Origin of the sequence: Halorubrum tebenquichense DSM 14210 (assembly GCF_000337415.1) — an archaeon.
GTDB classification, from domain to species: Archaea; Halobacteriota; Halobacteria; order Halobacteriales; family Haloferacaceae; genus Halorubrum; species Halorubrum tebenquichense.
Genome location: NZ_AOJD01000072.1, coordinates 1 through 20,752 on the forward strand (window position 1 = coordinate 1; position 20,752 = coordinate 20,752).

Sequence of the window (20,752 nt, forward strand, 5' to 3'; positions counted from 1 at the left end):
CCCGTCCGACGACGTCCGCGCGGCCGCCGGCTGGGCGCTCCGCCAGATCGGCACCCGCGAGGCGCTCGAAGCGGCCGCCGAGTACGCCGACGAGCACTCCTTCATCGTCTCGACCGAGGGCGAGAAGGCGCGCGACGCGCTCGACGACGAGCCCGAACCCGCCGCGACGGCCTGACGCGGCCTCCCCTGACTCGACCCCGACCGCCCGTCCCGACCGCGAACCCTTTTGCCGGATACCGCCGCCACGTCCTCCGTGCCGCTCAGCCGCCCGAGCCGCGCGTCCCGCGTCGCGGCGTTCGTCCTGCTCGTCGCCGCGGCGAGCGTCGGCTGCTGTCCCCTCTCGGCGGCGGCCGCTCCCGCGGGGGCCGAGCCGACGCCGGCCGCTCCTCCCGCTGAGATCGGGTCGACGCCGACCAACGCCTCCGACGACGCCCGCGAGCCCGGGATCGTCGAACTGTACCCGAACCCGACGACCGAGGGGAACCGCGGCGAGTACCTCGTCGTCGCCCTTCCGGAACCGGGGAACTGGTCGCTCTCTGACGGCTATCACGACGCTCGGATCCCGGCGAACGCGAGTGGGAGGGTGGTGCTGTCGACCGCGCCGAACCGGACCGCGTCGATCCGCGACGGCTTCCGACGCGACGCCGAGTCGGCGGGTCCGAACGCCACGGACGGCCCCGCGATCCGCCGCCTCACCGACCACTTCCCGCTGTCGGCGTCGGGCGACCGGATCGAACTCCGGCGGAACGGGACCGCGGTTGACGTCGCCGCCTACGACCGCGCCCGCGAGGGATACCGTTGGCGCGCCGACTGGGACGAGTGGCGACCGCGGGGGTACGAGCCCCGCTCGGCGAAGCCGGTCCGGGACGCGGCCGTGACTCCCTTCGTGCTCCCGGACAGCCCCGCCGTCCCGGTCGAACCGCTCCGGGCCGCCGAGGACCGCCTGTTCGTCGCCGGCTACACCCTGACCTCGGAGCGGGTCGCCGACGCGCTCGTCGCGGCCGCGGATCGCGGGGTCCGCGTCCGCGTTCTGCTCGAAGGGTCACCGGTGGGCGGCTTCCCCGCCCGGAGCGCGCGGCTGCTCGACCGACTGACGGCCGCCGGCGTCGAGGTCCGGATCCTCGACGGCGAGGTCGAGCGGTTCCGCTTCCACCACCCGAAGTACGCGGTCGCGGACGACGACGCCGTCGTGCTCACGGAGAACTGGAAGCGGTCCGGCACCGGCGGTCGGAGCAACCGCGGCTGGGGGGTCCGCGTTGAGGGCGGCGGCGGCGGCGGGAACGCGACCGAAGCGGGGCGGAACGCGACCGTCGCGGACGAGTTGGCAGCGCTGTTCCGCGGGGACTTCGGGGCGCGCGACGCTCGCTCGTGGCGCGAGTTCCGCGCCGACACCGAGCTGCACGACGGCGGGCGCGCGAACGGCTCGTACCCGACGCGGTTCGACGCGCCGCCCGCGCCCGCGACGGCGGAGGTGACCGTGCTGACCGCGCCCGGCAACGCGGCCGACCGGATCGTCGCCCGGATCGACGCCGCCGACGAGCGGGTCCTCGCGCTCGCGCCGCGGGTCGGCGGTCCCGACGACCGGATCGTCCGGGCGCTCCGGCGCGCGGCCGACCGCGGCGTCGACGTCCACCTGCTGCTCTCCGACGCGTGGTACGACCGGGAGGCGAACCGCAACCTCTCGGAGTCGCTCGCGGACGAGCCGATAGCGGTCGATCTCGCGGCGGGGCGCGGCCGGTACGGGAAGGTCCACGCGAAGGGGCTCGTCGTCGACGACACCGCGGTCGTCGGCAGCCTGAACTGGAACCCGAGCGCGGAGACGACCAACCGCGAGGTGCTGCTCGCGGTCGAGAACGAGTCGGTGGCGGAGTTCTACGCCCGGGCGTACGCGGCCGACTGGCGCGGCGGCGGCGTCCACCTCCCGCTCGGGCTCCTCGCGGGGTTCGGCGTCGCGCTCGCGGGTGCCGGAGCGGTCGCTCGGCGGTGGGTCGCGTTCGGGTGACGCGGGACCGAGAACGGAGCGGGACCGGAGTCGTCGCGGTCAGTCGTCGAGCGCGATTGTCGAGGAGAGCGCCTCGTCGATCTCCGCGTCCGCCATCTTCGCGACGAGCGCCTCGATCACCTCGCTCCGGCGGCCCTTCACGAACTTGATCGAACCGACGACGAGGTGGCCGCCGCCGGAGACGCCGGCCTCGGGCAGCTCCTCGTTCAGCTCGGTCACCATGTTCGGGATGTCGAGGCGGACCCCGTCCGAGCGCAGGACGGAGAAGTCCGGCCCGTAGCCGATGGTGATCACGGGGTCGCCGGTCTCCTTCACCTTCTGGTCGTGGAGTTCGCCGGTCGTCTTCCCCGGCGCGGGGTAGGTGAACCGGTGGGCGTACTCGTCTAGGTCGATCCGGTAGAGGTGCGCGCCGGAGGCGAGCCGCTCGTGTTCGACGTGGTCGTCGACGGCGTCGAGCTGGCGCTCCACGTCGCGTTCGGCGCGGTCCGAGAGGAACTCGACGAGCTCCTCGTGGCGCTGTTCGTCGTCGCAGCCGACGTTGAGCGCGTCGTTGACCAGCGTCTTCCCCTCGGAGTAGCGGAGCCAGTGGGCGGCGTAGTCGAGCGCCTCGCCGATGTCGAGGAGGTCGGACTCCTCGTAGCCCGCGTCCTCAGCGAGCGCGACGTAGTCGTCCATCGCCTCCGCCTTCGAGCGGTCGGAGAGCCCGGCGACCGCCGGGACGTGCTCTAGCTCCCCGCTGATCGACGGGTCGATGAGCCGCGCGAGTTCGACGCACATCATCCCCGTGGTGACCCGGTAGTCCTCGTCGTGGAGGTACGGGTTGACGTGGGCGTCGAGCAGCGGCTCGACCGCCTCGGGGTCGGGGTGGTGGTGGTCGACGGCAGCGATGGGGATGTCGTAGTGCGCGAGATTCTCGTATGCGGGGACGTCCTCCTCGGTCGACCCGTTGTCGAGCATCAACAGGAAGGGAAGCTTCTGGCCGTGGCGGGCGCGCCCCTCCAAGGCGAAGTTGAGGTCGCGGGTGACGTCCTCCATCTCGTAGTACGGGGCCTTGCTCGGGAGCCGCTTGAACAGGTGCCGGGCCGCGTCGGGGTCCCCGTGGACCGCCTCGACGAAGTTCTCCAAGGCGAGCTGGACGGGGATCGCGGCGCACATCCCGTCGCCGTCGGCGTGGTGGCGGACGCGGATCGGGCGGCCGGCGAGCACGGTCCGGCGGAGGAGCCGGGCCAGCTCGCGGAGGTCGTCGTGGATCGGCTCGAACGCCTCCCACTCGACGAGCGGATCGAGGTCGGCCGGCTCGGCCCGCTCGTCGAGGGCCGCCTCGTAGCGCTCCCGGGCCTCGGCGGCGCGCTCGTCCGGGAGCGGCTTCAGCGAGTCGACCTCCAGCTGGAGGGCGTTCTCTCGGGTCTCGACCGTGCCGCTGACGTGGACCACGTCGCCGACCTCGATCTCGGGGTACGCCCGGACGCCGGCGGACTCGAAGGCGGCACAGGAGAGGACGCCCGAGGCGTCCGCGACGGCGAAGATCGTCGGGCCGCCCGTCTGTTTCGCTTGGACGACCTCGCCCTCGACGGTGACCTCGTCGCCGGGGGCGAGCCCGCGGACCCGCGACACGGTCGGCTCGTGGGCGACGGTCTCGGTGCGGTAGTCGTCGGGGTCGACGTCGTCGAACGCCACGTCGCCGTTCTCCTTCACTTCGGTGAGCCGGACGACCAGTCGGTCGCCGACCGCGTAGTCGCCGTCGAGGTTCGACTCGTGGACGAGGCCGCTCACGGCGTCGGAGAGATCGACAAAGACGCCGTAGTCGACGACGCCGTTGACCTCGGCGTGGTACAGCGCGTCGACCGCGGCGTCTTCGAGGGTGCAGTCCGGGGCCAGATCGTAGACGGTCGGCCGGTCGTCGGCCGCCCCCTCCGCCGCGTCGGCGTCGGGTTCGAGGCTCGAATCGCCTCGCGTGCCGGAACCTCCGGCGGTGTTTTCGCTCATAGACATCTTTCGGGAACGGCCGGTGTTAAGCCTGTTCTCTCGCCGCTCGGGGCGGTACGTCGCCGCCGGGTCCCGCGGTCCGGAACCCCTATGAGGCGACGGCGACTTGTCTCGCACATGCGACTGTTCCGCTCGGACGAGCTCCTCGGGATCGCCCGAGAGACCTTAGACTTCGTCCTCGAGGCGAGCGAGGAGACGCACCCCAACGAGTACATGGGGTTCCTCCGCGCGGACGACGCCCGGAAGCTGGACCTCGACCGGGACGGGAAGGTGATAACCGACGTGCTCGTCATTCCCGGGACGGAGTCGAGCCCCACGAGCGCCAGCGTCCGCAGCCACATGAAGCCGAACGACATGCGGTCGGTCGGCTCGGTCCACTCGCACCCGAACGGGGCGCTGCGCCCCAGCGACGCCGACCTCGCCACCTTCGGGCAGGGGGAGGTCCACATCATCGTCGGCGCGCCCTACGGGTGGGGCGACTGGAAGGCGTTCGACAACGAGGGGAACCAGACCACCCTCGACGTGCTCGACGTGGAGGTGCCCGACGAGCACTTCTTCGATTTCACACAGGAGGACATCGACCGCGAGCTCGCTGACCGCGACGACGGCGGCTTCCTCTCGTGGTTCCGATGACCCGGGTCGTCGCGCAGGGGACCTTCGACCTGCTCCACCCCGGCCACGTCCACTACCTGGAGGACGCCGCGGCCCACGGCGACGAGCTCCACGCCATCGTCGCCCGCCGACCGAACGTCACGCACAAGCCCGCGCCGGTGCTGTGCGCCCGGCAGCGGCGCGACATGGTCGAGGCGCTCGACGCGGTCGACGAGGCGCACCTCGGCGACCCCGAGGACGTGTTCGTCCCCATCGAGCGGCTCGACCCCGACGTGATCGTCTTGGGGTTCGACCAGCACCACGACGAGGCCGACATCGCGGGCGCGCTCGCGGAGCGCGGCATCGACTGCCGCGTCGAGCGCGCGTCGGGCCGCGAGCCGAACTACGAGGACGAACTGCTCTCCAGCGGCGACATCGTCGACCGGATCCTCCGGGAGCGGGGCGACGGGGCGGACGCGACGTCCTCGTAGCCCGCCGCGCCCTCGTGGCCAGCCGCGCTCTCGTAGCCCGCCGTCGGGTCGGACGCCACGGGCCGTCGGCCGCCGCCGAGCGACTCTGCTGGACCGTCCCGAGCGGGTCTCCGACAGAAGCGGAAGCGCGGCATCTAAATGGACTGGCCTCCAAATCGAGGTGAGTGAACATCCCCGACAGATTCCCCGCCGTGCTGGCCGCGGCCGCGATGGGCGTGTACCTGCTCGTCGTCGTCGGCGCGACCACCTCTCTCACCGAGGCGGCGACCGCCTGCGGCGGCTGGCCCGCCTGCGGGAACGGTGCCGCCCTCCCGGCGTCGACCGAGGGGTGGATCGCGCTCGGCCACCGCGTCCTCGCGGTCGCCGTCGGCCTCCTCGTCGCCCTCTCCGCCGCGCTCGCGTGGCGGGACGGCGCTGACCGCCGGGTCAGAGCGGCGCTCCTCGCCGCGCTCGTCGTCTACCCCGCCCAAGCGGGGGTCGGCGCGCTCGTCGCGCTCGGGGCCCTCCCCGACGCGCTCGGCTCGGCGCACCTCCTTCTCGGGGTCGCCATCTTCGGTGCCGTCCTCGCCGCACTCGCCTGGTGGCTGGAGGCCGAGACCGGCGAGCCGGGCGACGCGCCCGACGACTTCGAGCCCGGCACCGGCGACCTCCCGCCGATCGAGGAGGCCCCCGAGCCGGAGATCCCGTCCGCGACGGTCCCGAGGCTGAAGGCCACCGCGTCCGCGTACTTCCGGCTGATGAAGCCGCGCCTGATGTGGCTGCTCTGCCTCGTCGCCGCGGCGGCGATGGCGCTCGCGGGCGGCTCGGGCTTCACGGCCCGGGTCGTGGCGGCGACGCTCGCCGGCGGGGCGCTCTCGATCGGCGCGTCCGGGACGTTCAACCACGTCCTCGAACGCGACGTGGACAAGCGGATGCAGCGGACCAGCGACCGCCCGCTCGCGACCGACCTCGTCCCCGTTTCGCACGCCTTCGCGTTCGGCGGACTCCTCACGCTCGTCTCGCTCGGGCTGTTCTGGACCGTGAACCCGCTGACGGCCGCGCTCGGGCTGGTCGCGATCGTGTTTTACAGCGTCGTCTACACGCTCATCCTGAAACCCAACACGGTGCAAAACACCGTCATCGGCGGCGCGGCCGGGGCGCTGCCGGCGCTCATCGGCTGGGCCGCGGTCACCGGCGAGGTCGGCGGCGGCGGGCTGCTGCTCGCGGCGGTGATCTTCCTGTGGACGCCCGCGCACTTCTACAACCTCGCGTTAGCGTACAAGGACGACTACGAGCGCGGCGGCTTCCCGATGATGCCGGTCGTCCGCGGCGAGACCGCGACGCGCCGCCACATCCTCTGGTACCTCGGCGCGACGCTGGTCGCCNTGTGGCGCTCGCCGCGGCTGCCGACCCGCTCGGCGCGCTGTACGCCGCCGTCGGGGTCGCCGTCGGGGCCGTCTTCCTCTGGGCGGTCGTCCGGCTCCACTACGAGCAGACCGAGGGCGCGGCGTTCCGCGCCTTCCACGCCTCGAACGCCTACCTCGGCCTGCTGCTGTTCGCCGTCGTCTTCGACGCGCTGGTGGTCTGACGCCGGCCTCGGAACCCGGTTCCGACGGCCCGCCCGTTTTAACACCTCTCGCCTCCTATCAGCGTTCGTATGACACGCGTCGAAATCGAGTACTGCGTACCGTGCGGCATGTTGAACCGCGCTCAGGACGTCTCTGAGGCGATCCTCAAGCAGTTCGGGGAGTCGATCGACGAGGTCGCGCTGGTGACGGGCGACGCCGGCGTGTTCGTCGTCCGCGCCGGCGACGAGGTCGTCTTCGACAAGGAGGAGGACGAGTACGACGTCGACGCCATCGTCCGCGCGGTCAAGCCCCACGTCGGCGCGGCCGCGTGACCGCCGACCCGCCGGCTCTCGCCGCTCTCTGATCGGGTCACGCGCTCCGACCGCTCGGTTCGGACATTTCTGCGAGCGTTCTCGCGGGACAAACTAATTGTCGGTGGCCGACGAACCGCCGGTCGATGTCGGACGCATCGGAACGGACGCCCGGCGAGGTCGCTGCCGACGGTTCGACAATCGGCGGCTCGGCCGCGAGCGACGGCGAACCGTCGCGGTTCGACCGGACCTGGTACCGGTCGCCGCTCGGGATCGCGGTGATCGCCGTCGACCTCCTCCTCACCGTCGCGCTCGCCGCCGCGGCGTCGCTCGCGATCGATGCGCCGCTCGCCGGTATCGACCGGCTCTCGCCCGGCGTGGTCCCCCCGGCCGTCCCCCTGTTCAGCCTGCTCGGCGCGCTCGGATTCGTGTTCACGACGCTGATCGAGCGGTTCGACGTGTCGGTCGGCACGCTCGTGCGCTACAACTTCCGGCTGCCGGCGGCACTCCCGCTCGGCGTCGGGATCTACCTGCTCTCGGACATCGTCCTCGGGCGGGGCGTCGACGACGTCCCGCTCGTCGTCGGCGTCGTCTTCCTCTCCGGCCTCTACGTCAACCTCGCGTACAAGCGGCTCGGGGCGCTCGCGCGGCGGCTCCTCCCGGCGGGACGCGACGAGAGCGAGGGCGGAGGAGCGACGGCCGGCGGGCCCGACGGCGACGCGAACTGACGGGCTAGCGCGGGGCGTCAGTCGGGGTCGAACACCGCCCGCGCGGAGTTCGTCACCACGAGGAGGCTGCTCGACGCCATCGCGAGCGCGGCGAGCAGGGGGTTGAGCGCGCCGGACAGGGCCAGCGGGATCGCGACCGCGTTGTAGCAGAACGCCCAGCCGAGGTTCTGTCTGAGCCGCCGGTTCGTCCCGCGCGTGACCGCGAACAGCTCCGGGACCGCGGCGAGGCGGTCCTCCAGCAGGACGGCGTCGGCGGCGTCGGCCGCGAGGTCGGTGCCGGAGGCGATCGACACCCCCACGTCGGCCGCGGCGAGCGCGGGGGCGTCGTTGCTCCCGTCGCCCACCATCGCGACCGGGCCGTCGGCCCCGAGCCGCCGCACCGTCTCGGCCTTCGCCTCCGGCGGCACCTCGGCGAACACCTCGTCGATCGCGGGGTGGTCCGCGAACTGCCGCGCGGCCGCGGGCGCGTCGCCGGTGAGCACGACCACCCGCCGGCCGTCCGCGTCGAGGTCGGTGACGACCGACTCCCATCCCTCGCGCACCTCGTCGCCCACGGTGAGGACCCCGCGAGCCCGCCCGCTCCAGCCCACGTAAACGGGGACGTTCCCGTGGTCGCGGGCGGCCGCGCCGGCCTCGCGGAGCCGGTCGCCGACCGACCAGTCGCGCTCCTCGAACAGCGACGGGTGGCCGACGACGACCTCGTCGCCGTCCACCCGCCCGACGACCCCGCGGTCGCGGACGTCGACGTCGGTCGCGGCGGGGTCGGGCGACCCGGCCGAGTCCGCGGTCGCGGTCCCGCCGTCGGTCGCGGCCCGGTCCCCGGTTCGGCCCCGATCGCCGCCGTGAACTCCCGAGACGATCGCCTCGGCGACCGGGTGGACCGAGGCGCGCTCGACGGCGGCCGCGCGCTCGCGGACGCGGTCGAGGCCGGTCCCGGGCTCGGCGGTCGCGTCGAGCAGCCGCATCTCCCCGTCGGTGAGGGTCCCGGTCTTGTCGAGGACGACGGTGTCCACGTCGGGGGCCGCCTCGAAGACGGCGTCGGAGACGACGACGATGCCGCGCCCGGCGGCGTCGCGGATCCCGGCGGCGACCGCGAGCGGGGTCGCGAGCCCGAGGGCGCAGGGGCAGGAGACGATGAGCACCGTCAGCCCGACGAGCGCGGCGTCGACCGGCGGCGAACCGAGCGCGAGGGTGGCGACCGCGCCGACGGTCGCGACCGCGACGACGAGCGGGACGAACACGGTCGCGAGGCGGTCGACGAGCCGCTGGATCCCGGACCGGGAGCTCTGGATCTCCCACAGCAGGCGCACGAGCGTGTCGAGGGTGTTGGCCGCGTCCTCGCCGACCTCCACGACGACCGGCGAGTCGGTGACGACGGTGCCGCCGCGGACCGCGTCCCCCTCGCGTTTCGTCGCCGGCAGCGACTCGCCGGTTATCAGGGCCTCGTCGACCGCGGCGGTCCCCTCGGCGACGGTCCCGTCGAACGGCACGCGCTCGCCGGGGCGGACGAGGAGCCGGTCGCCGGGGGCGACCTCGCCGGCGGCCACGACGTCGCCCGCCTCCGTCCGCGCGGTGCGGTCCTCGGTCGTCGTCAGATCGGCGAGCATTCCGGTCGCCCGGCGCTTGATGATCGACTCGTAGTGGTTGCCGGCGGTGACGACCAAGATCACGGCGATGGTGACGTCGAAGTAGAGGTCTGTCCGGCCGACGAGCAGCGCGAGCGTGCTGTACGCGTACGAGCTCGCGGCCGCGAGCGACACCAAGAGGTCCATGTTCGGCTGCCGCGCCCGCAGGCTCACGTACGCGCCCCGCAGGATCGGGTACCCGGTGTAAAACAGCACGATCGAGGCGAACAGCCAGATCTGCGCGAAGAGGTAGGTCCCGGAGACGCCGCCGAGATCGACGATCGGATCGTACCCGAAGTACGTCGGATACAGGAAGAGGACGTACCACAGCATCGCCATCATCCCGAAGAATCCACCCCCGATCAGGAAGCGGACGACCGCGTCGTCGTCCCCGTCGTCCGGGTCCGAACGGTCGCTCGCGGTGTAGCCCGCGACCGAGAGCCGGTCGGGGAGCTCGTCCGCGTCCACGGTCTCCGGGTCGTAGTCGACCCGGATCGTGTCCGTGGCGTAGCTCGCCTCGGCGGCCGTGACCCCCTCCTGCTCGCCGGCCGTCATCTCCAAGAACGACTCGCAGGTCGCGCAGTGCATCCCGTCGACGTGGAGGAAGGTCGTCTCGCCGTCGAACCCCTCGCCCGGGGTCGCGTCGGGTCGCCGCGCGTCGAGGTCCTCGAGGTCATCGACGTCGTCGAGCGAGCGCGCGACCGCGAGACAGCCCCGACAGCAGAACTCGCCGTCGACGTCGGGGGCCGTGTGCGGGTCGTCCCCGGTCGGGAGGTCACAGAGCGTACAGCGTGACATGAGTGGTCGTTTCCGCCGTTTCGCCGGGTGTTGCCTCCCCGGTCCGTCGGTCTCGCCTCGGCGCGTTCCGGTCGACGACGCCGTTCCGGGTCGGCTACGCGTGTTCCGGGTCGGCTACGCGTGTTCCGGGTCGGCCGCGTCGCCGCCGAATCCCGGCAGGCTCCCGCCGGTCGCGATCCGGAGGCTCGCCCAGATGAGCAGGACGTTCACCATGGTCACTGCCACGACGAACTCCGCGCGGTTGGCGATGAACACCATCGCGGGGACGAGGCCGCCGAGAACGAGGAGCACGGCCCGTTGGATCGAGAAGTCCATACCGTGTCCTGTCGGTCTCGGGGAATATATAATACCCGTGTTTTCAGGGTCCGAGAACGGGTAGACATTATATGTTTCCCTGAACACAACGCCGCCTATGGGCCAAAACGAGACCGCACACGCTGGCGCGGAGGACGTGGGCGGCGGCGAGGAGTTCGACCCGATCGGGACGCTCACGCTCATCGGAATTTACTTCGCGATTCTGGTGCTCGCGTGGGTGTACATCTACTACGTGGAGTTCCTCGGGCGGGACCTCGTCGTAGTGGGGTGATCAGACGTGCACATTCACGCCTACGAGAAGCTCTGGCTCGCGCTGTCGATCGTGCTGATCCTCGCGCTCATCGGAACCGTGACGTACGGCGCGGTGGGTCCGGGCGTGGCGATGGTCGCCGACACGCAGCAGACCGTCGACTCGGGGGCGCTCGACGAGGACGAGCGGTTCTCCGAGCCCCGCGTTGAGCAGGTCGGCGAGAACGAGTACGAGGCGTACGTCGTCGCCTACCAGTTCGCCTTCGAACCCTCCCCGATCGTCGTGCCGGCGAACAGCACCGTGACGTTACACGTCACCTCTCGCGACGTGATCCACGGCTTCGAGGTCGTGGGCACGAACGCGAACACGATGATCGTTCCCGGCGAAGTCTCGGAGATAACCGTCGAGACGGACGAACCAGCCGAGTACGGGATCGTCTGTAACGAGTACTGCGGCGCGGGCCACCACGTCATGGAGGGGAAGCTCCACGTCGTGAGCCAGTCGGAGTTCGAGAACCGAGGGGGTGACTCGGCGTGAGTACCGCTCTCGAGGCCGAGCAGACGTTCGTCGACAAGTTCCCCGACGAGGCGCGCGTCGTTCGCGCGGCCTTCCTGAGCGCCTTCTTCGCGCTGTTCCTCGGCGCGATATTCGGCATCATCCAGACGCTCCACCGGACTGACGTCGCGCGGATCATCCCTTCGACGGACTACTATACCGTTCTCACCGCACACGGCGTGTTCATGGTGATCAGTTTCACGATCTTCTTCCTCGTCGGACTGTTCACCTGGGCGCTGACGCGCAGTCTGGATCGGCCGCTGATAAACATCAAGATCACGTGGACGTGGTACGGGCTGATGGCGGTCGGCATGACGCTCACCGGAATCTCGATCCTCGCCGGGTTCGTCGACTCCATCGACATGAGCGCGGACGTGCTGTTCACCTTCTACGCGCCGCTTCAGGCGCATCCGCTGTTTTACACCGGGCTCGTGGTGTTCATCGTCGGCACGTGGATCGCCGGCGCGGACTGGTTCCGGACGTTCCTCGCGTGGCGGAGCGACCATCCCGACCAACGGATTCCGCTCCAGACGTTCATGGTGTTGACGACCATGACGATGTGGTACATCGCCACGTCCGCCGTGGCGGCCTCCGTGCTGCTGTTCCTGCTCCCGTGGTCGCTCGGCCTGATCGACCAGGTGAACCCGACGCTCACCCGGACGCTGTTCTGGTTCTTCGGCCACCCGGTCGTCTACTTCTGGCTGATGCCGGCGTACATGCTCTGGTACACGGTTCTGCCGAAAATCGCCGGGGGGCGACTGTTCAGCGACCCGCTGGCCCGCGTGGTGTTCGTGCTGTTCCTCCTGCTTTCGACCCCGGTCGGGATCCACCACCAGTACCTCGACCCCGGCATCGCCGAGGGGTTCAAGTTCATCTCGATGACGAACACGATGTTCCTGCTGCTGCCCAGCCTGCTCACGGCGTTCACCGTCGTCGCGAGCGTCGAGTACGGCGCTCGTCAGAACGGCGGCACCGGGCTGCTCGGCTGGCTCACGAACCTCCCCTGGCGCAAGCCGGAGTTCACCGGCATGATGCTCGCCGGTCTGATGTTCGCCGCGGGCGGCTTCTCGGGAATGGTCAACGCGGGGATGAACATCAACTACCTCATCCACAACACGCTGTGGGTGCCCGGCCACTTCCACCTCACCGTCGGGACCGCGGTCGCGCTGACGATGATGGCCGGGACCTACTGGATCTGGCCGCAGATCAGCAACAAGCCGATATTCAGCAGTCAGATCGGGTTGTTCCAGGTCGTACTCTGGTTCATCGGCATGGCGCTGATGTCGAACGCGATGCACGCCCAGGGGCTGCTCGGCGTCCCGCGGCGGACCGCGGAACCGGAGTACTCCGGCTTCGACTACCCGACGATGTTCGGCGGATTCGAGGAGCTGAACGTCCAGATCGCGATCGGCGGGACGCTGCTGTTCGTCTCGACGATCCTCTTCCTCGGGAACCTCGCGTTGACGATGGGGAACCCTCGCGTGTCCGGGCTCGCGGAGCCGCTTCCGAGCCCCGTCTCCGGCTCGGAAGACGCCCCGCAGGTGCTCGATAACCTCCGCCTGTGGGTGAGCATCGCGGTCGTGTTGGTCGTCCTCGCGTACGCCCTCCCGATAGCGGCGATCATCCAGCGCGGGGGTCTGCTCGGTCCCGGCGTCGGCACGTATCCGGTGTGGGTCGCGCCCGTGTTCGACGCGCTCGCTGACGCCGCGACGCCGCTGGTCGGCGCGGTCACCGACGCCTCGGCCTCGCTCGTCGAGGTGGTTCGGTGACCGTCGACGTGAGCCGCGGCGGGCTGCTCGTGACGCTCGCGATCTTCGGCGTGATCGTCTACGAGATGCGGACCGTGCTGGACTTCGTCGGCGTCGAACTGCCGATCATCCCCTACATGGCCGCCGTCTTCGGCCTCGCCGGCGCGACGGTCTGGTACGTCTCGCTGAAGGGCGGGTGGCGGACCGAACCGGAGCGCGACGACCCCGCGTAGCGGTCCCGGCCTCCGTTTCACCGTAGCGCCTCAACCGCGGTCGTTATGCTCCCGTGACCCGATGCGACCGTATGGACGGAACGCGCGTTACGGTCCGGTGTCGCGACTGCTCGCTCGCGACGACCCACGACGGGCTCCGCGACGCCCGCGTCGCCGTGAGCGACCACGAGTCGGCGACCGGCCACGACGTCGTGTGGGACATCGAGTCCGTGGACGCCGGCGTCTCGCGGGCCGGTGCCGACGCGGGCGTCTGCGGCCGCCCGGAGTGCGCGAACGAGGACTCACCCCTCGTCGACCCGGGGCCGCCGGAGTCGGGATCGAAACCGGAGTCGGAGTCCCACCCGGAATCGTAGCCGAGAGGGGGCACCTCCGACCGATCGACGCTCGGAGCGAGGGTTTATCTCCGGCCGCCCCCGACATGAGGCATGGAATCCAACAGCGCCCCCGGCGGCGACGGCGCTTCCGGCGGCCCGGACGCGGGCGGGTCGGCGGTCCGGTCTCGGCCGACCGCCCTGCCGGACGAGGAGGCGCTCGACGCCTTCGTCGAGGACGCGGGAGTCGCCCTCCTGATGTTCCACACCGAGGGGTGCGGGATCTGCGCGAGCATGGAGCCGGTGGTCGGCAACGTCGCTCGCGGCGTCGCGGCGGACGTGTCGGTCGGGCTGGTGAACCCCCGCGACGACCCGCCGCTCGTCGAGCGGTTCGACGTGCGGAGCGTTCCGCTGTTCGTGCTCTTCGTCGACGGCGACCCGGTCGCGCGGCGCGCGGATGGGTTCGTCCCGGGCGAGGACCTCGCGGCGTGGGTCGACGAGCACGCGGCGTAGGTCGGGGTCGGTCGCGCGCTCCGGCGCAAGGGTCGGTCGTCACGTCCGCTCGAAACCGCTCGGTACGAGGCACTCCCACGGCACCGGTTCGATCCGCTCCGCGGGCTTCGGTTTGAACGAACAAAGTACTGTGAGTTTGTTTCTATTCGTTGGGAATTTAAGAGGTTTTTGAGTGATATCGCGCGGATCTTCCGCTTGGAGGCAAACCATGTCGGTCTCAACCGTCGAGCGCGAGGTCTTCGGCGATCCGCTGGCACCGATCGACCGCTTCGTGTGCGGTCTGATCGTCGCAGTCGGGGCGATCGGACACGCCGCGTTGGCGGCCGCGATCGTGACGTTCCTCTACGCGGTCGTCTCGGTCGGCCTGTGACGGCCGCGGGCGGTCGGCGAGCCGGAACAGTCCGTTTTCCCCGGTTTCTCCCGCCCGTTTCCCGTCCACGGGGTCGTTCCCCACGTCCCCTCCTTCGAGTCCCGTCCCGCAACCGCACGGCACCTCGCGGCACCCCACGGCCGTCCGGGTTTATAACCGATTGCGCTCGACGGAACTCTTTTGAGCTGGAGCGGCCTACTCGGAGGCAGTATGGGACTGGGCTCGGACATGTACCGGCAGCAGATCCTCGACCACTACAAGAACCCGCGCAACTACGGGGAACTCGAGGATCCGGACTTCACGCACGTCGGCGAGAACCCCTCCTGTGGCGACACGATCCGGATGGACGTTGACCTCGACGACGCGGGAGAGACCGTCGAGGCGGTGCGGTTCACCGGCGACGGCTGCGCCATCTCGATGGCCTCCGCGAGCATGCTCTCCGAGCGGCTCCACGGGATGGGCGTCGAGGAACTCCACGAGATGGACACCGACGACGTCACCGAGATGCTCGGCGTCGACATCTCCCCGATGCGCGTGAAGTGCGCGGTGCTCGGGCGACAGGTCGCGCAGGACGGCGAGAAGATCCACCGCGGCGAGCTCGACCCCGAGGACCACGACCGCACGGCGACCGAGGAGTAGTCGGTTCCCGTCTGCGAGCCGCGCCCCGCAGCGCCGAGGGCCCTCTCGCCCCGAGCCCACCGGACTTTTGCCCGCGAACCACGTTCGTTCGCGTATGAGCGACGGGTTCGACAAGGAGGCCGAACGAGAGAAGCTCCGCGAGAAGCTCGCGGACGACGAACAGAAACGCGAACACACCCAGCGGATGTCGGAGCTCCTCCTGAAGGGGGCGACGATGACGAACCGCCACTGCGACAACTGCGGCGACCCGATCTTCCGCCACGACGGCCGCGAGTTCTGCCCCTCCTGCGGGAACGAGGTCGGCGGGCCGGCCGGCGCGAACGCGGGCGACGCTCCGGCCGCCGCCGACCCTTCGGCGGCCGACTCTCCGCCCGCCGCCGACTCTCCGCCCGCCGCGAACGCGACCCCGGAGGGCGGCGTCGACGCCGGCACGGCCGACCCTGACCCGGGCGCGGTTCCCCCCGATGCGGGCACGGTGGCCCCCCACGCCGGAACGGCCGAGACCGACGCGTCGCCCGATTCCGGCGCGCCCGAGAACGGTCGGTCGCCGGCTTCGTCCCCGGCCGCCGCGCCGTCCGGACAGCCAGAGCCGCGGCGGGCGGAACCGCGGCGATCGTCGCCCGACGGGCGCTCCGAGCCCGCGGGCCCTCGGTCTCCATCCCCCGAGTCCACCCGGTCCGCGCCCCAGCGGTCGGCCGCCGACGCGGGGGGCGTCGACGCCGCTCGCGCGTCGCTGACGCGCACGCTGACCCGGTTCGCCCGCGCCGCCGAGGAGACCGACGACCCGCGGCGCGCTCGCGACCACCTCGAAGCGGCCCGCGAGGCGGCCGAGGCGCTGGCGGCATTAGACTGACTCTCCTCACGAACCGCTGCCAGCGAACCCGAGAGCGAGGCCGCAGAAACCTTCGTCGGTCGATACGACGAAACTGACGTTACGACCGAAACCGCCGAAGCCCCCGCCACCCGGCAGCGAGAATCGAAGGTTCTCTGGCAGCGAGGGACGCGGTCCCTCGGGTAACCGGGCTTCGCCCGGTGACAGCCGGGGCTCCGCGCCGGCGACCTCGCGCGTGCTCCTCGCGGTCGCCGCAGGCGACCGGTCGCAGGCACGCGCCGCCGCCTCGTTCGGTTATAAGTGGACCGTCGTTATCGCCCGCTCTCGACGGCGACTCGCATGTCCGTCGCCAGCCGCTCGGCGCGCTCGGCGTCGGCGGACTCCGCGTAGATCCGGATCTTCGGTTCGGTGCCGGAAGGGCGGACGAGCACCCACGCGTCGCCGTAGTCGAGGCGGTAGCCGTCGGTCGTGTTCGGTTCCGCGTCGGCGGTCTCGACGTAGGCGCGGGCGGCCGAGAGCATCTCGTCGCGCTCGTCGTCGTCCTCGTACTCGACGTTCGCCCGCACGAAGTGGTAGTCGGCGTACGGCGCGACGACCTCGCTGACGGGCGCGCCGCCCGCGGCCGCGAGCAGTTCGAGGAACCGGGCCCCGATGTACGCGCCGTCCCGCGAGAGCCGGTACGGCGGGAAGAACACGCCCCCGTTCCCCTCCCCGGCGATGGGGACGTTCGTCCCCGCCTCGTGGAGCTCCCGGGTCCGAGTGATGATGTTCGTCGCGCCGATGGGGGTTAATTCGAGGTCGGCGTCGTTGTCGGCGCAGACGTCGACGACGCGCTGGGAGACGTTGACCGCGCTGACGACCGCGTCGCCGGGTTCGAGGCACGCGTCAGCCATCGCCGCGAAGGAGGTGTCGCCGTCGACGAACGCGCCGGTCTCGTCGACGAAGACGGCCCGGTCCGCGTCGCCGTCGTGCGCGATCCCCACGTCGGCGTCGGTGGTCGCGACGAGCCGCCGGAGGTCGGCGAGGTTCTCGGGGACCGGCTCGGAGTCGCGGCCGGGGAAGTGCCCGTCCGGCGTCGCGTTCACCGTCAGCACCTCGCAGCCGAGTTCGCGGTAGATCCGTGGGGAGGCCACCGAGGCCGCGCCGTGGCCCGGGTCGACCGCGACGGTGAGGTCGGCGTCCGCTATCGCGTCGCGGTCGACCGCCTCGATCAGCTGGTCGGCGTAGTCGTCGACGACCCCGTCGACCGGCGTCGTCGCGCCCGCTTCCCGCCAGTCGGCCCGGTCGTACTCGTCGTCGAGGACGCGGCGCTCGATCCGCTCTAACACGTCGACCGAGAGCTCGACGCCGTCGTCGCCGACGAGCTTGATCCCGTTGAACTCCGGCGGGTTGTGCGAGGCGGTGACGAGGACCGCGGGGACCCCGGCCGACTCGCAGTAGTTGCCGACCGCCGGCGTCGGGACCACGCCGAGCCGGTCGACGTCGCAGCCCACCGCGGCGAGCCCGCTCGCGGCCGCGTTCGCGAACAGCTCGCCGGTGGTCCGCGTGTCGCGGGCGACGGCGACGCGGTCGGCGTCCCACACCGTCCCGGCCGCCTTCGCGATGTCGAGGACCAGCGCGGGCGTGAGATACCGCAGCGCGACCCCGCGGATTCCGCTCGATCCGAACAGCTCCATGCCGAGCCATCCGGCGGCCGACGGGAAAGCGGTTCCGAACCGCCCCGACCGGGGGATCCCGACGCGCTCGGCGCGCCGACCGTCCGCGCCGACGCGTGCGGTTCATGCCGCTGGCGTCCCTCGGTCCGGTTATGGACCACACGCGACGCGACGCGCTCGCCGGGGGCGCGCTCGCGCTCTCCCTCGCGACGGCCGGCTGCCTCGACTTCGCGGCGGGCGAGGGCCCGCAGGGACCGGAGGGGACGCCGGCGACGCTGACCTGCGACGAGGACGGGTTCGTCCGGCTCGACCGGCCGTTCGAGGCGTCGGTCGCCGGCACTCCCGTGGAGACCGACGAGACGGAACTGGAGCTCTCCACCGAGGGGACCACGGAGACGTACGGCCAGTCGCTCCGGGTCGTGCTCCGGAACACGGGCGACTCCCCGGCCCCCACCCTCGGCGAGTCCGCCTACTCGGTCCAGCGCGAGACGGAGGCGGGGTGGCTCGACGTCCGCGGCGGGACGGGCGGCGAGGCGGTCGAACTCCCACGGAGCGAGGACCGGGTCGACGTGAGTTCGGCGTACTCGTGGGACCTCACGCTGACGGAGGCGGGGATCGCGGACGCGGTCGACGGCGTCGACCTGACGGTGTGTCCGCCGCTCGGCCCCGGGACCTACCGGTTCGTCTACTGGGGACTCGTCGGGGGCCCGCCGGTCGGCGTGGAGTTCGAACTGGTCGGATAGGGTCGCCCGCTCGCCGCCGTCGACTCCGGCTCAGAACGGCTTCCAGTCCGATGGCTGTCCGACGCGGCCGCGGACGCGGAACTCCCGCGCGTCGTCGTCGACCCGGGTCTCGACGACGGTCTCGAACGGCTCGTGGAGGGTGTGGACGACCTGCTCGTCGTGGGCGGTCGAGCCGAGGACGCCGACGAACGGCCACCCCTCGCCGGAGGTCTGGGAGGTCATCACTCTGGTGAACTGGTAGATCCGCTCGGGGTCCCAGTACATGAGCAGCTGCGACAGCGAGTAGATCCCGACCGCGCGCTCGCGGCCGGCGGAGGACTCGACGACGTCGGTGAACTTGATCCCGATGTCGGTGAGGTTACCGGCGCTCGCGACGTACTTCGTCGTCGGCGTGTCCTCCCGCTTGTCGCCCTGCTCGTGGGTCACGCAGTCGATGACGACCACGTCGTCGCCCGGGTTTCCGGTGAGTTCCTCGTAGTCGCCGCGAACCTTCTCCGCCGTCCGCCCCGTCGAGATCACGACCGGGCCGTCGGACCACGAGGCCAACAGCCGGTTGAACAGGTCGTACTTCCCGCTCATCGGGGGACCGCTGATGAGGACGCTGTCGGCACCGCGGACAGCGTCGGGAAGCAGAGTCATTTGGTGAACGTGAGAGAGTGTTCGGTAAAACCCTTCCGAGGGATCACTTTCGGAGCATGGAGGGGAGGTCGAGCGAGGACGGCGGCCCCTCCCGCGGCCGCTCGGTGAGTGTCAGTTCGCGTATCGCGCCGGGCAGCGCCGCGGGTACCGGCGACTCCCGCGGGGCTCCGACGCCGTCGACGAGAGAGCTCCACACTTCCTCGTCCTCGGGGTCGTCGTCCTCCGCCTTCGCCTCCAACGCCTTCGTCCGCCCCTCGTCGTACGCCAACTCCACGATGCTCCGGTCGTAGCTCCCGGGGAACGCCTCCAGCACCCGGTCCAGTTCGTCGGGGCGGGCCTCGTCGACCCCGGCGGCGACCCCCAACGCGAAGGCGCGCTCGATGGCCTCCTCCCGCGAGAGCTCGTCCCAGTCCGTGCCGAACGTGCGGTCGTACATCAGTGGGTCACCGTCGCCGCCGAGCCGACCCGAAGCCCGCCGTCGGTGAACTCGACGTCCTGAATGTCGGTGTCGACGTCCGTTCCCCGCATCTTCAGCACCTGAACGCCCCGGCGCATCCCCTCGTCCTCGAGGTAGTTGTGCATGAAGACGACGCCGTGCGCGAGGTAGTGCTCCTCCGAGTAGGCGCTCGGGTCGGTCATCTCGGATATCAACAGCGTCGTGGCGTCGGTCCGCTTCAGCGAGGAGAGCAGTTGGATCATCGTGTCCTCGTCGTCGTCCAAGAGGAACCGCAACAGCATCGTGGAGTCGAAGACCACCCGGTCGATGTCGCGGGAGTTGATGAACCCGGTGAGGCGGTTGGTGACGCCGGATCGATCGCGGCGGTCCCCGGGCAGCCCGAAGAACCGACGGCCGTCCGAGGAGAAGGAGTCGAGGAACGTGACGCGGTCGGAGTCGAGCGCGCGGTCGAACCCGAAGTCGTAGCCGCTCATGTCCTCGCGGATCCCGGCCTTGGTCTCGTGCATGCTGATGTACAGCACGTCCTCCCCGTTTCGAGCGCCCTGCGCCGCGAACTGCGAACAGAAGGTCGTTTTGCCGCTCCCGGGCGGACCGCTCACAACGTACAGACGGTCCTCGGGGAACCCCCCGTCGACGAGATCGTCGAACCCCGGGACGCCGCTTGAGACGCGCATACGTACGCACCCGTTGGGCGGCTGATAAGCGTTGCCACCCGGTTCTCACGGGTGAGAACCGATAGCCGTGGTTCGGCCGGCCGACGCTCCCCGGCTCGCGCCGTCGGCACCGCGTCGCTTCGGCCCCTCCCGGCGACCGCCTCGGCGTGACTTCGACCGCCGCCTACGCCTTCGCAGCCTCGACGCCGCCTACGCGTCAGCGGCCTCGACGTCGCCGAGTTCGGCCGCCAGCTCGTCGTCGACGTCCGGGGAGACCCACACGACGAAGCGGTCGTCGGACTTGACGATGCCGCGGACGCCCTCGTCCTCGACGGTGGTGCTCTGGTCGACGTCCTCGGGCGCAACGTCGCGGACCTGGAACACCTCGTCGACCATCCAGCCGACCGTCCCGCCCTCGTCGATCTCGCTGTCGTCGAACACGACGATGCGCTCCCGGGGGCCCTTCTCGTCGATCTCGAACAGCGTCTTCGGATCGACGATCGTGGTCGTCCGGCCCCGTAAGTCCATCACGCCCTCGACGTGGTCCGGCGAGTTCGGGATCCGCGTGAGCTCGCCGGCGTCGACGATCTCGTCGATGACGCCGATGTCCAGACAGTACGTGCCGTCGCCCAGACCGAACTCCAACACCTTGGTCGGCTCCGCGTCCCCCGTCGACTCCGCGTTCGCTTCTGTGGCTGCCATACACGTCCCTGCGGTCAACCGACAAATAATCGTGTCCCCTGAATTATCAGGGGTGATT

At 70.9% G+C, this 20,752-nt stretch carries 23 protein-coding genes and 2 pseudogenes; 17 read left to right on the plus strand and 8 right to left on the minus strand.

Annotated elements, in window-relative coordinates; all coding sequences use genetic code 11:
• Positions 1-175: pseudogene (locus tag C472_RS17840) on the plus strand (HEAT repeat domain-containing protein); the annotation flags it as partial.
• Between the two features lie 78 nt (positions 176-253).
• The gene (locus tag C472_RS12980) at positions 254-2,002 is read left to right on the plus strand and encodes a phospholipase D-like domain-containing protein (RefSeq protein WP_006630300.1); all 1,749 of its coding nucleotides are present in this window, start codon (positions 254-256) and stop codon (positions 2,000-2,002) included.
• 39 nt (positions 2,003-2,041) lie between these two features.
• Here C472_RS12980 and C472_RS12985 read toward each other — a convergent pair whose 3' ends face one another.
• Entirely contained in the window at positions 2,042-3,988 is a 1,947-nt protein-coding gene (locus C472_RS12985) for a DHH family phosphoesterase (protein WP_006630301.1), read from the minus strand.
• 117 nt (positions 3,989-4,105) lie between these two features.
• Here C472_RS12985 and C472_RS12990 point away from each other — a divergent pair, with 117 nt between their 5' ends.
• From C472_RS12990 to C472_RS13010, 5 genes and pseudogenes are all read left to right on the plus strand, one after another.
• The gene (locus C472_RS12990) at positions 4,106-4,621 is read left to right on the plus strand and encodes a Mov34/MPN/PAD-1 family protein (RefSeq protein ID WP_006630302.1); all 516 of its coding nucleotides are present in this window, start codon (positions 4,106-4,108) and stop codon (positions 4,619-4,621) included.
• Complete coding sequence (locus C472_RS12995; protein WP_049906638.1) at positions 4,618-5,070, plus strand: adenylyltransferase/cytidyltransferase family protein; 453 nt, start codon at positions 4,618-4,620, stop codon at positions 5,068-5,070. The genes C472_RS12990 and C472_RS12995 overlap by 4 nt, the downstream gene beginning before the upstream one ends.
• A gap of 164 nt (positions 5,071-5,234) precedes the next feature.
• Positions 5,235-6,637: pseudogene (locus tag C472_RS13000) on the plus strand (heme o synthase).
• A gap of 69 nt (positions 6,638-6,706) precedes the next feature.
• Positions 6,707-6,949 (plus strand): SelT/SelW/SelH family protein, encoded by a 243-nt coding sequence (locus C472_RS13005; protein ID WP_049906640.1) that lies wholly within the window; start codon positions 6,707-6,709, stop codon positions 6,947-6,949.
• 125 nt (positions 6,950-7,074) lie between these two features.
• The gene (locus C472_RS13010) at positions 7,075-7,656 is read left to right on the plus strand and encodes a hypothetical protein (RefSeq protein ID WP_006630306.1); all 582 of its coding nucleotides are present in this window, start codon (positions 7,075-7,077) and stop codon (positions 7,654-7,656) included.
• Positions 7,657-7,673: 17 nt separating this feature from the next.
• Here C472_RS13010 and C472_RS13015 read toward each other — a convergent pair whose 3' ends face one another.
• Together C472_RS13015 and C472_RS13020 are read right to left on the minus strand one after the other, a co-directional pair.
• Positions 7,674-10,079: a heavy metal translocating P-type ATPase gene (locus C472_RS13015; RefSeq protein WP_006630307.1), complete on the minus strand. Its 2,406-nt coding sequence runs from the start codon at positions 10,077-10,079 to the stop codon at positions 7,674-7,676.
• A 114-nt stretch (positions 10,080-10,193) separates the two neighbouring features.
• Positions 10,194-10,394: a hypothetical protein gene (locus C472_RS13020; protein ID WP_006630308.1), complete on the minus strand. Its 201-nt coding sequence runs from the start codon at positions 10,392-10,394 to the stop codon at positions 10,194-10,196.
• 97 nt (positions 10,395-10,491) lie between these two features.
• On the opposite strand from C472_RS13020, the gene C472_RS17580 reads away from it, so the two are divergent.
• The 9 genes from C472_RS17580 to C472_RS13055 all read left to right on the plus strand — a co-directional run bounded on the left by C472_RS17580 (position 10,492) and on the right by C472_RS13055 (position 15,866).
• Entirely contained in the window at positions 10,492-10,665 is a 174-nt protein-coding gene (locus tag C472_RS17580; RefSeq protein ID WP_006630309.1) for a hypothetical protein, read from the plus strand.
• Positions 10,666-10,671: 6 nt separating this feature from the next.
• The gene (locus C472_RS13025; protein WP_006630310.1) at positions 10,672-11,181 is read left to right on the plus strand and encodes a cytochrome c oxidase subunit II; all 510 of its coding nucleotides are present in this window, start codon (positions 10,672-10,674) and stop codon (positions 11,179-11,181) included.
• A complete protein-coding gene (locus C472_RS13030) occupies positions 11,178-12,968 on the plus strand; it encodes a b(o/a)3-type cytochrome-c oxidase subunit 1 (protein ID WP_006630311.1) in 1,791 nt (596 codons plus the stop codon). Before C472_RS13025 ends, C472_RS13030 begins: the two co-directional genes overlap by 4 nt.
• Positions 12,965-13,180 carry a hypothetical protein gene (locus C472_RS13035; protein WP_006630312.1) on the plus strand — a complete coding sequence of 72 codons (216 nt, stop codon included), beginning with the start codon at positions 12,965-12,967 and terminating at the stop codon, positions 13,178-13,180. Before C472_RS13030 ends, C472_RS13035 begins: the two co-directional genes overlap by 4 nt.
• Positions 13,181-13,251: 71 nt before the next feature.
• Positions 13,252-13,533: a DUF7542 family protein gene (locus C472_RS13040; RefSeq protein WP_006630313.1), complete on the plus strand. Its 282-nt coding sequence runs from the start codon at positions 13,252-13,254 to the stop codon at positions 13,531-13,533.
• 72 nt (positions 13,534-13,605) lie between these two features.
• Positions 13,606-14,004: a thioredoxin family protein gene (locus C472_RS13045; protein WP_006630314.1), complete on the plus strand. Its 399-nt coding sequence runs from the start codon at positions 13,606-13,608 to the stop codon at positions 14,002-14,004.
• 208 nt (positions 14,005-14,212) lie between these two features.
• Complete coding sequence (locus C472_RS17585) at positions 14,213-14,374, plus strand: hypothetical protein (protein WP_162832668.1); 162 nt, start codon at positions 14,213-14,215, stop codon at positions 14,372-14,374.
• 210 nt (positions 14,375-14,584) lie between these two features.
• Positions 14,585-15,013, plus strand: coding sequence for a Fe-S cluster assembly sulfur transfer protein SufU (sufU, locus tag C472_RS13050; protein WP_006630315.1), 429 nt, complete (start codon positions 14,585-14,587; stop codon positions 15,011-15,013).
• A 94-nt stretch (positions 15,014-15,107) separates the two neighbouring features.
• Entirely contained in the window at positions 15,108-15,866 is a 759-nt protein-coding gene (locus C472_RS13055; protein ID WP_006630316.1) for an Sjogren's syndrome/scleroderma autoantigen 1 family protein, read from the plus strand.
• Positions 15,867-16,156: 290 nt separating this feature from the next.
• Here C472_RS13055 and glmM read toward each other — a convergent pair whose 3' ends face one another.
• Positions 16,157-17,521: a phosphoglucosamine mutase gene (gene glmM / locus C472_RS13060; RefSeq protein WP_006630318.1), complete on the minus strand. Its 1,365-nt coding sequence runs from the start codon at positions 17,519-17,521 to the stop codon at positions 16,157-16,159.
• A gap of 131 nt (positions 17,522-17,652) precedes the next feature.
• Between glmM and C472_RS13065 the strand changes: the two genes are divergently transcribed.
• A complete protein-coding gene (locus tag C472_RS13065) occupies positions 17,653-18,243 on the plus strand; it encodes a hypothetical protein (RefSeq protein ID WP_006630319.1) in 591 nt (196 codons plus the stop codon).
• Positions 18,244-18,273: 30 nt separating this feature from the next.
• Here C472_RS13065 and C472_RS13070 read toward each other — a convergent pair whose 3' ends face one another.
• From C472_RS13070 to C472_RS13085, 4 genes are all read right to left on the minus strand, one after another.
• Positions 18,274-18,882, minus strand: a complete 609-nt coding sequence (locus C472_RS13070; protein WP_006630320.1) for a DUF7504 family protein — start codon at positions 18,880-18,882, stop codon at positions 18,274-18,276.
• 43 nt (positions 18,883-18,925) lie between these two features.
• On the minus strand, positions 18,926-19,318 hold the full coding sequence (locus tag C472_RS13075; RefSeq protein ID WP_006630321.1) for a hypothetical protein: 393 nt from the start codon (positions 19,316-19,318) through the stop codon (positions 18,926-18,928).
• The gene (locus C472_RS13080) at positions 19,318-20,013 is read right to left on the minus strand and encodes an RAD55 family ATPase (RefSeq protein WP_006630322.1); all 696 of its coding nucleotides are present in this window, start codon (positions 20,011-20,013) and stop codon (positions 19,318-19,320) included. The genes C472_RS13075 and C472_RS13080 overlap by 1 nt, the downstream gene beginning before the upstream one ends.
• Positions 20,014-20,202: 189 nt before the next feature.
• Positions 20,203-20,694 carry a chemotaxis protein CheW gene (locus tag C472_RS13085; RefSeq protein WP_006630323.1) on the minus strand — a complete coding sequence of 164 codons (492 nt, stop codon included), beginning with the start codon at positions 20,692-20,694 and terminating at the stop codon, positions 20,203-20,205.
• Positions 20,695-20,752: the final 58 nt, after the last annotated feature.

Bases quoted from the DNA above. Each gene is read 5' to 3' on its own strand.
- C472_RS12985 (WP_006630301.1), bottom strand. From the start codon at position 3,988: ATGAGCGAAAACACCGCCGGAGGTTCCGGCACGCGAGGCGATTCGAGC.
- C472_RS12990 (WP_006630302.1), top strand. From the start codon at position 4,106: ATGCGACTGTTCCGCTCGGACGAGCTCCTCGGGATCGCCCGAGAGACC.
- C472_RS12995 (WP_049906638.1), top strand. From the start codon at position 4,618: ATGACCCGGGTCGTCGCGCAGGGGACCTTCGACCTGCTCCACCCCGGC.
- C472_RS13005 (WP_049906640.1), top strand. From the start codon at position 6,707: ATGACACGCGTCGAAATCGAGTACTGCGTACCGTGCGGCATGTTGAAC.
- C472_RS13010 (WP_006630306.1), top strand. From the start codon at position 7,075: ATGTCGGACGCATCGGAACGGACGCCCGGCGAGGTCGCTGCCGACGGT.
- C472_RS13015 (WP_006630307.1), bottom strand. From the start codon at position 10,079: ATGTCACGCTGTACGCTCTGTGACCTCCCGACCGGGGACGACCCGCAC.
- C472_RS13020 (WP_006630308.1), bottom strand. From the start codon at position 10,394: ATGGACTTCTCGATCCAACGGGCCGTGCTCCTCGTTCTCGGCGGCCTC.
- C472_RS17580 (WP_006630309.1), top strand. From the start codon at position 10,492: ATGGGCCAAAACGAGACCGCACACGCTGGCGCGGAGGACGTGGGCGGC.
- C472_RS13040 (WP_006630313.1), top strand. From the start codon at position 13,252: ATGGACGGAACGCGCGTTACGGTCCGGTGTCGCGACTGCTCGCTCGCG.
- C472_RS13045 (WP_006630314.1), top strand. From the start codon at position 13,606: ATGGAATCCAACAGCGCCCCCGGCGGCGACGGCGCTTCCGGCGGCCCG.
- C472_RS17585 (WP_162832668.1), top strand. From the start codon at position 14,213: ATGTCGGTCTCAACCGTCGAGCGCGAGGTCTTCGGCGATCCGCTGGCA.
- sufU (WP_006630315.1), top strand. From the start codon at position 14,585: ATGGGACTGGGCTCGGACATGTACCGGCAGCAGATCCTCGACCACTAC.
- C472_RS13055 (WP_006630316.1), top strand. From the start codon at position 15,108: ATGAGCGACGGGTTCGACAAGGAGGCCGAACGAGAGAAGCTCCGCGAG.
- glmM (WP_006630318.1), bottom strand. From the start codon at position 17,521: ATGGAGCTGTTCGGATCGAGCGGAATCCGCGGGGTCGCGCTGCGGTAT.
- C472_RS13065 (WP_006630319.1), top strand. From the start codon at position 17,653: ATGGACCACACGCGACGCGACGCGCTCGCCGGGGGCGCGCTCGCGCTC.
- C472_RS13070 (WP_006630320.1), bottom strand. From the start codon at position 18,882: ATGACTCTGCTTCCCGACGCTGTCCGCGGTGCCGACAGCGTCCTCATC.
- C472_RS13075 (WP_006630321.1), bottom strand. From the start codon at position 19,318: ATGTACGACCGCACGTTCGGCACGGACTGGGACGAGCTCTCGCGGGAG.
- C472_RS13080 (WP_006630322.1), bottom strand. From the start codon at position 20,013: ATGCGCGTCTCAAGCGGCGTCCCGGGGTTCGACGATCTCGTCGACGGG.
- C472_RS13085 (WP_006630323.1), bottom strand. From the start codon at position 20,694: ATGGCAGCCACAGAAGCGAACGCGGAGTCGACGGGGGACGCGGAGCCG.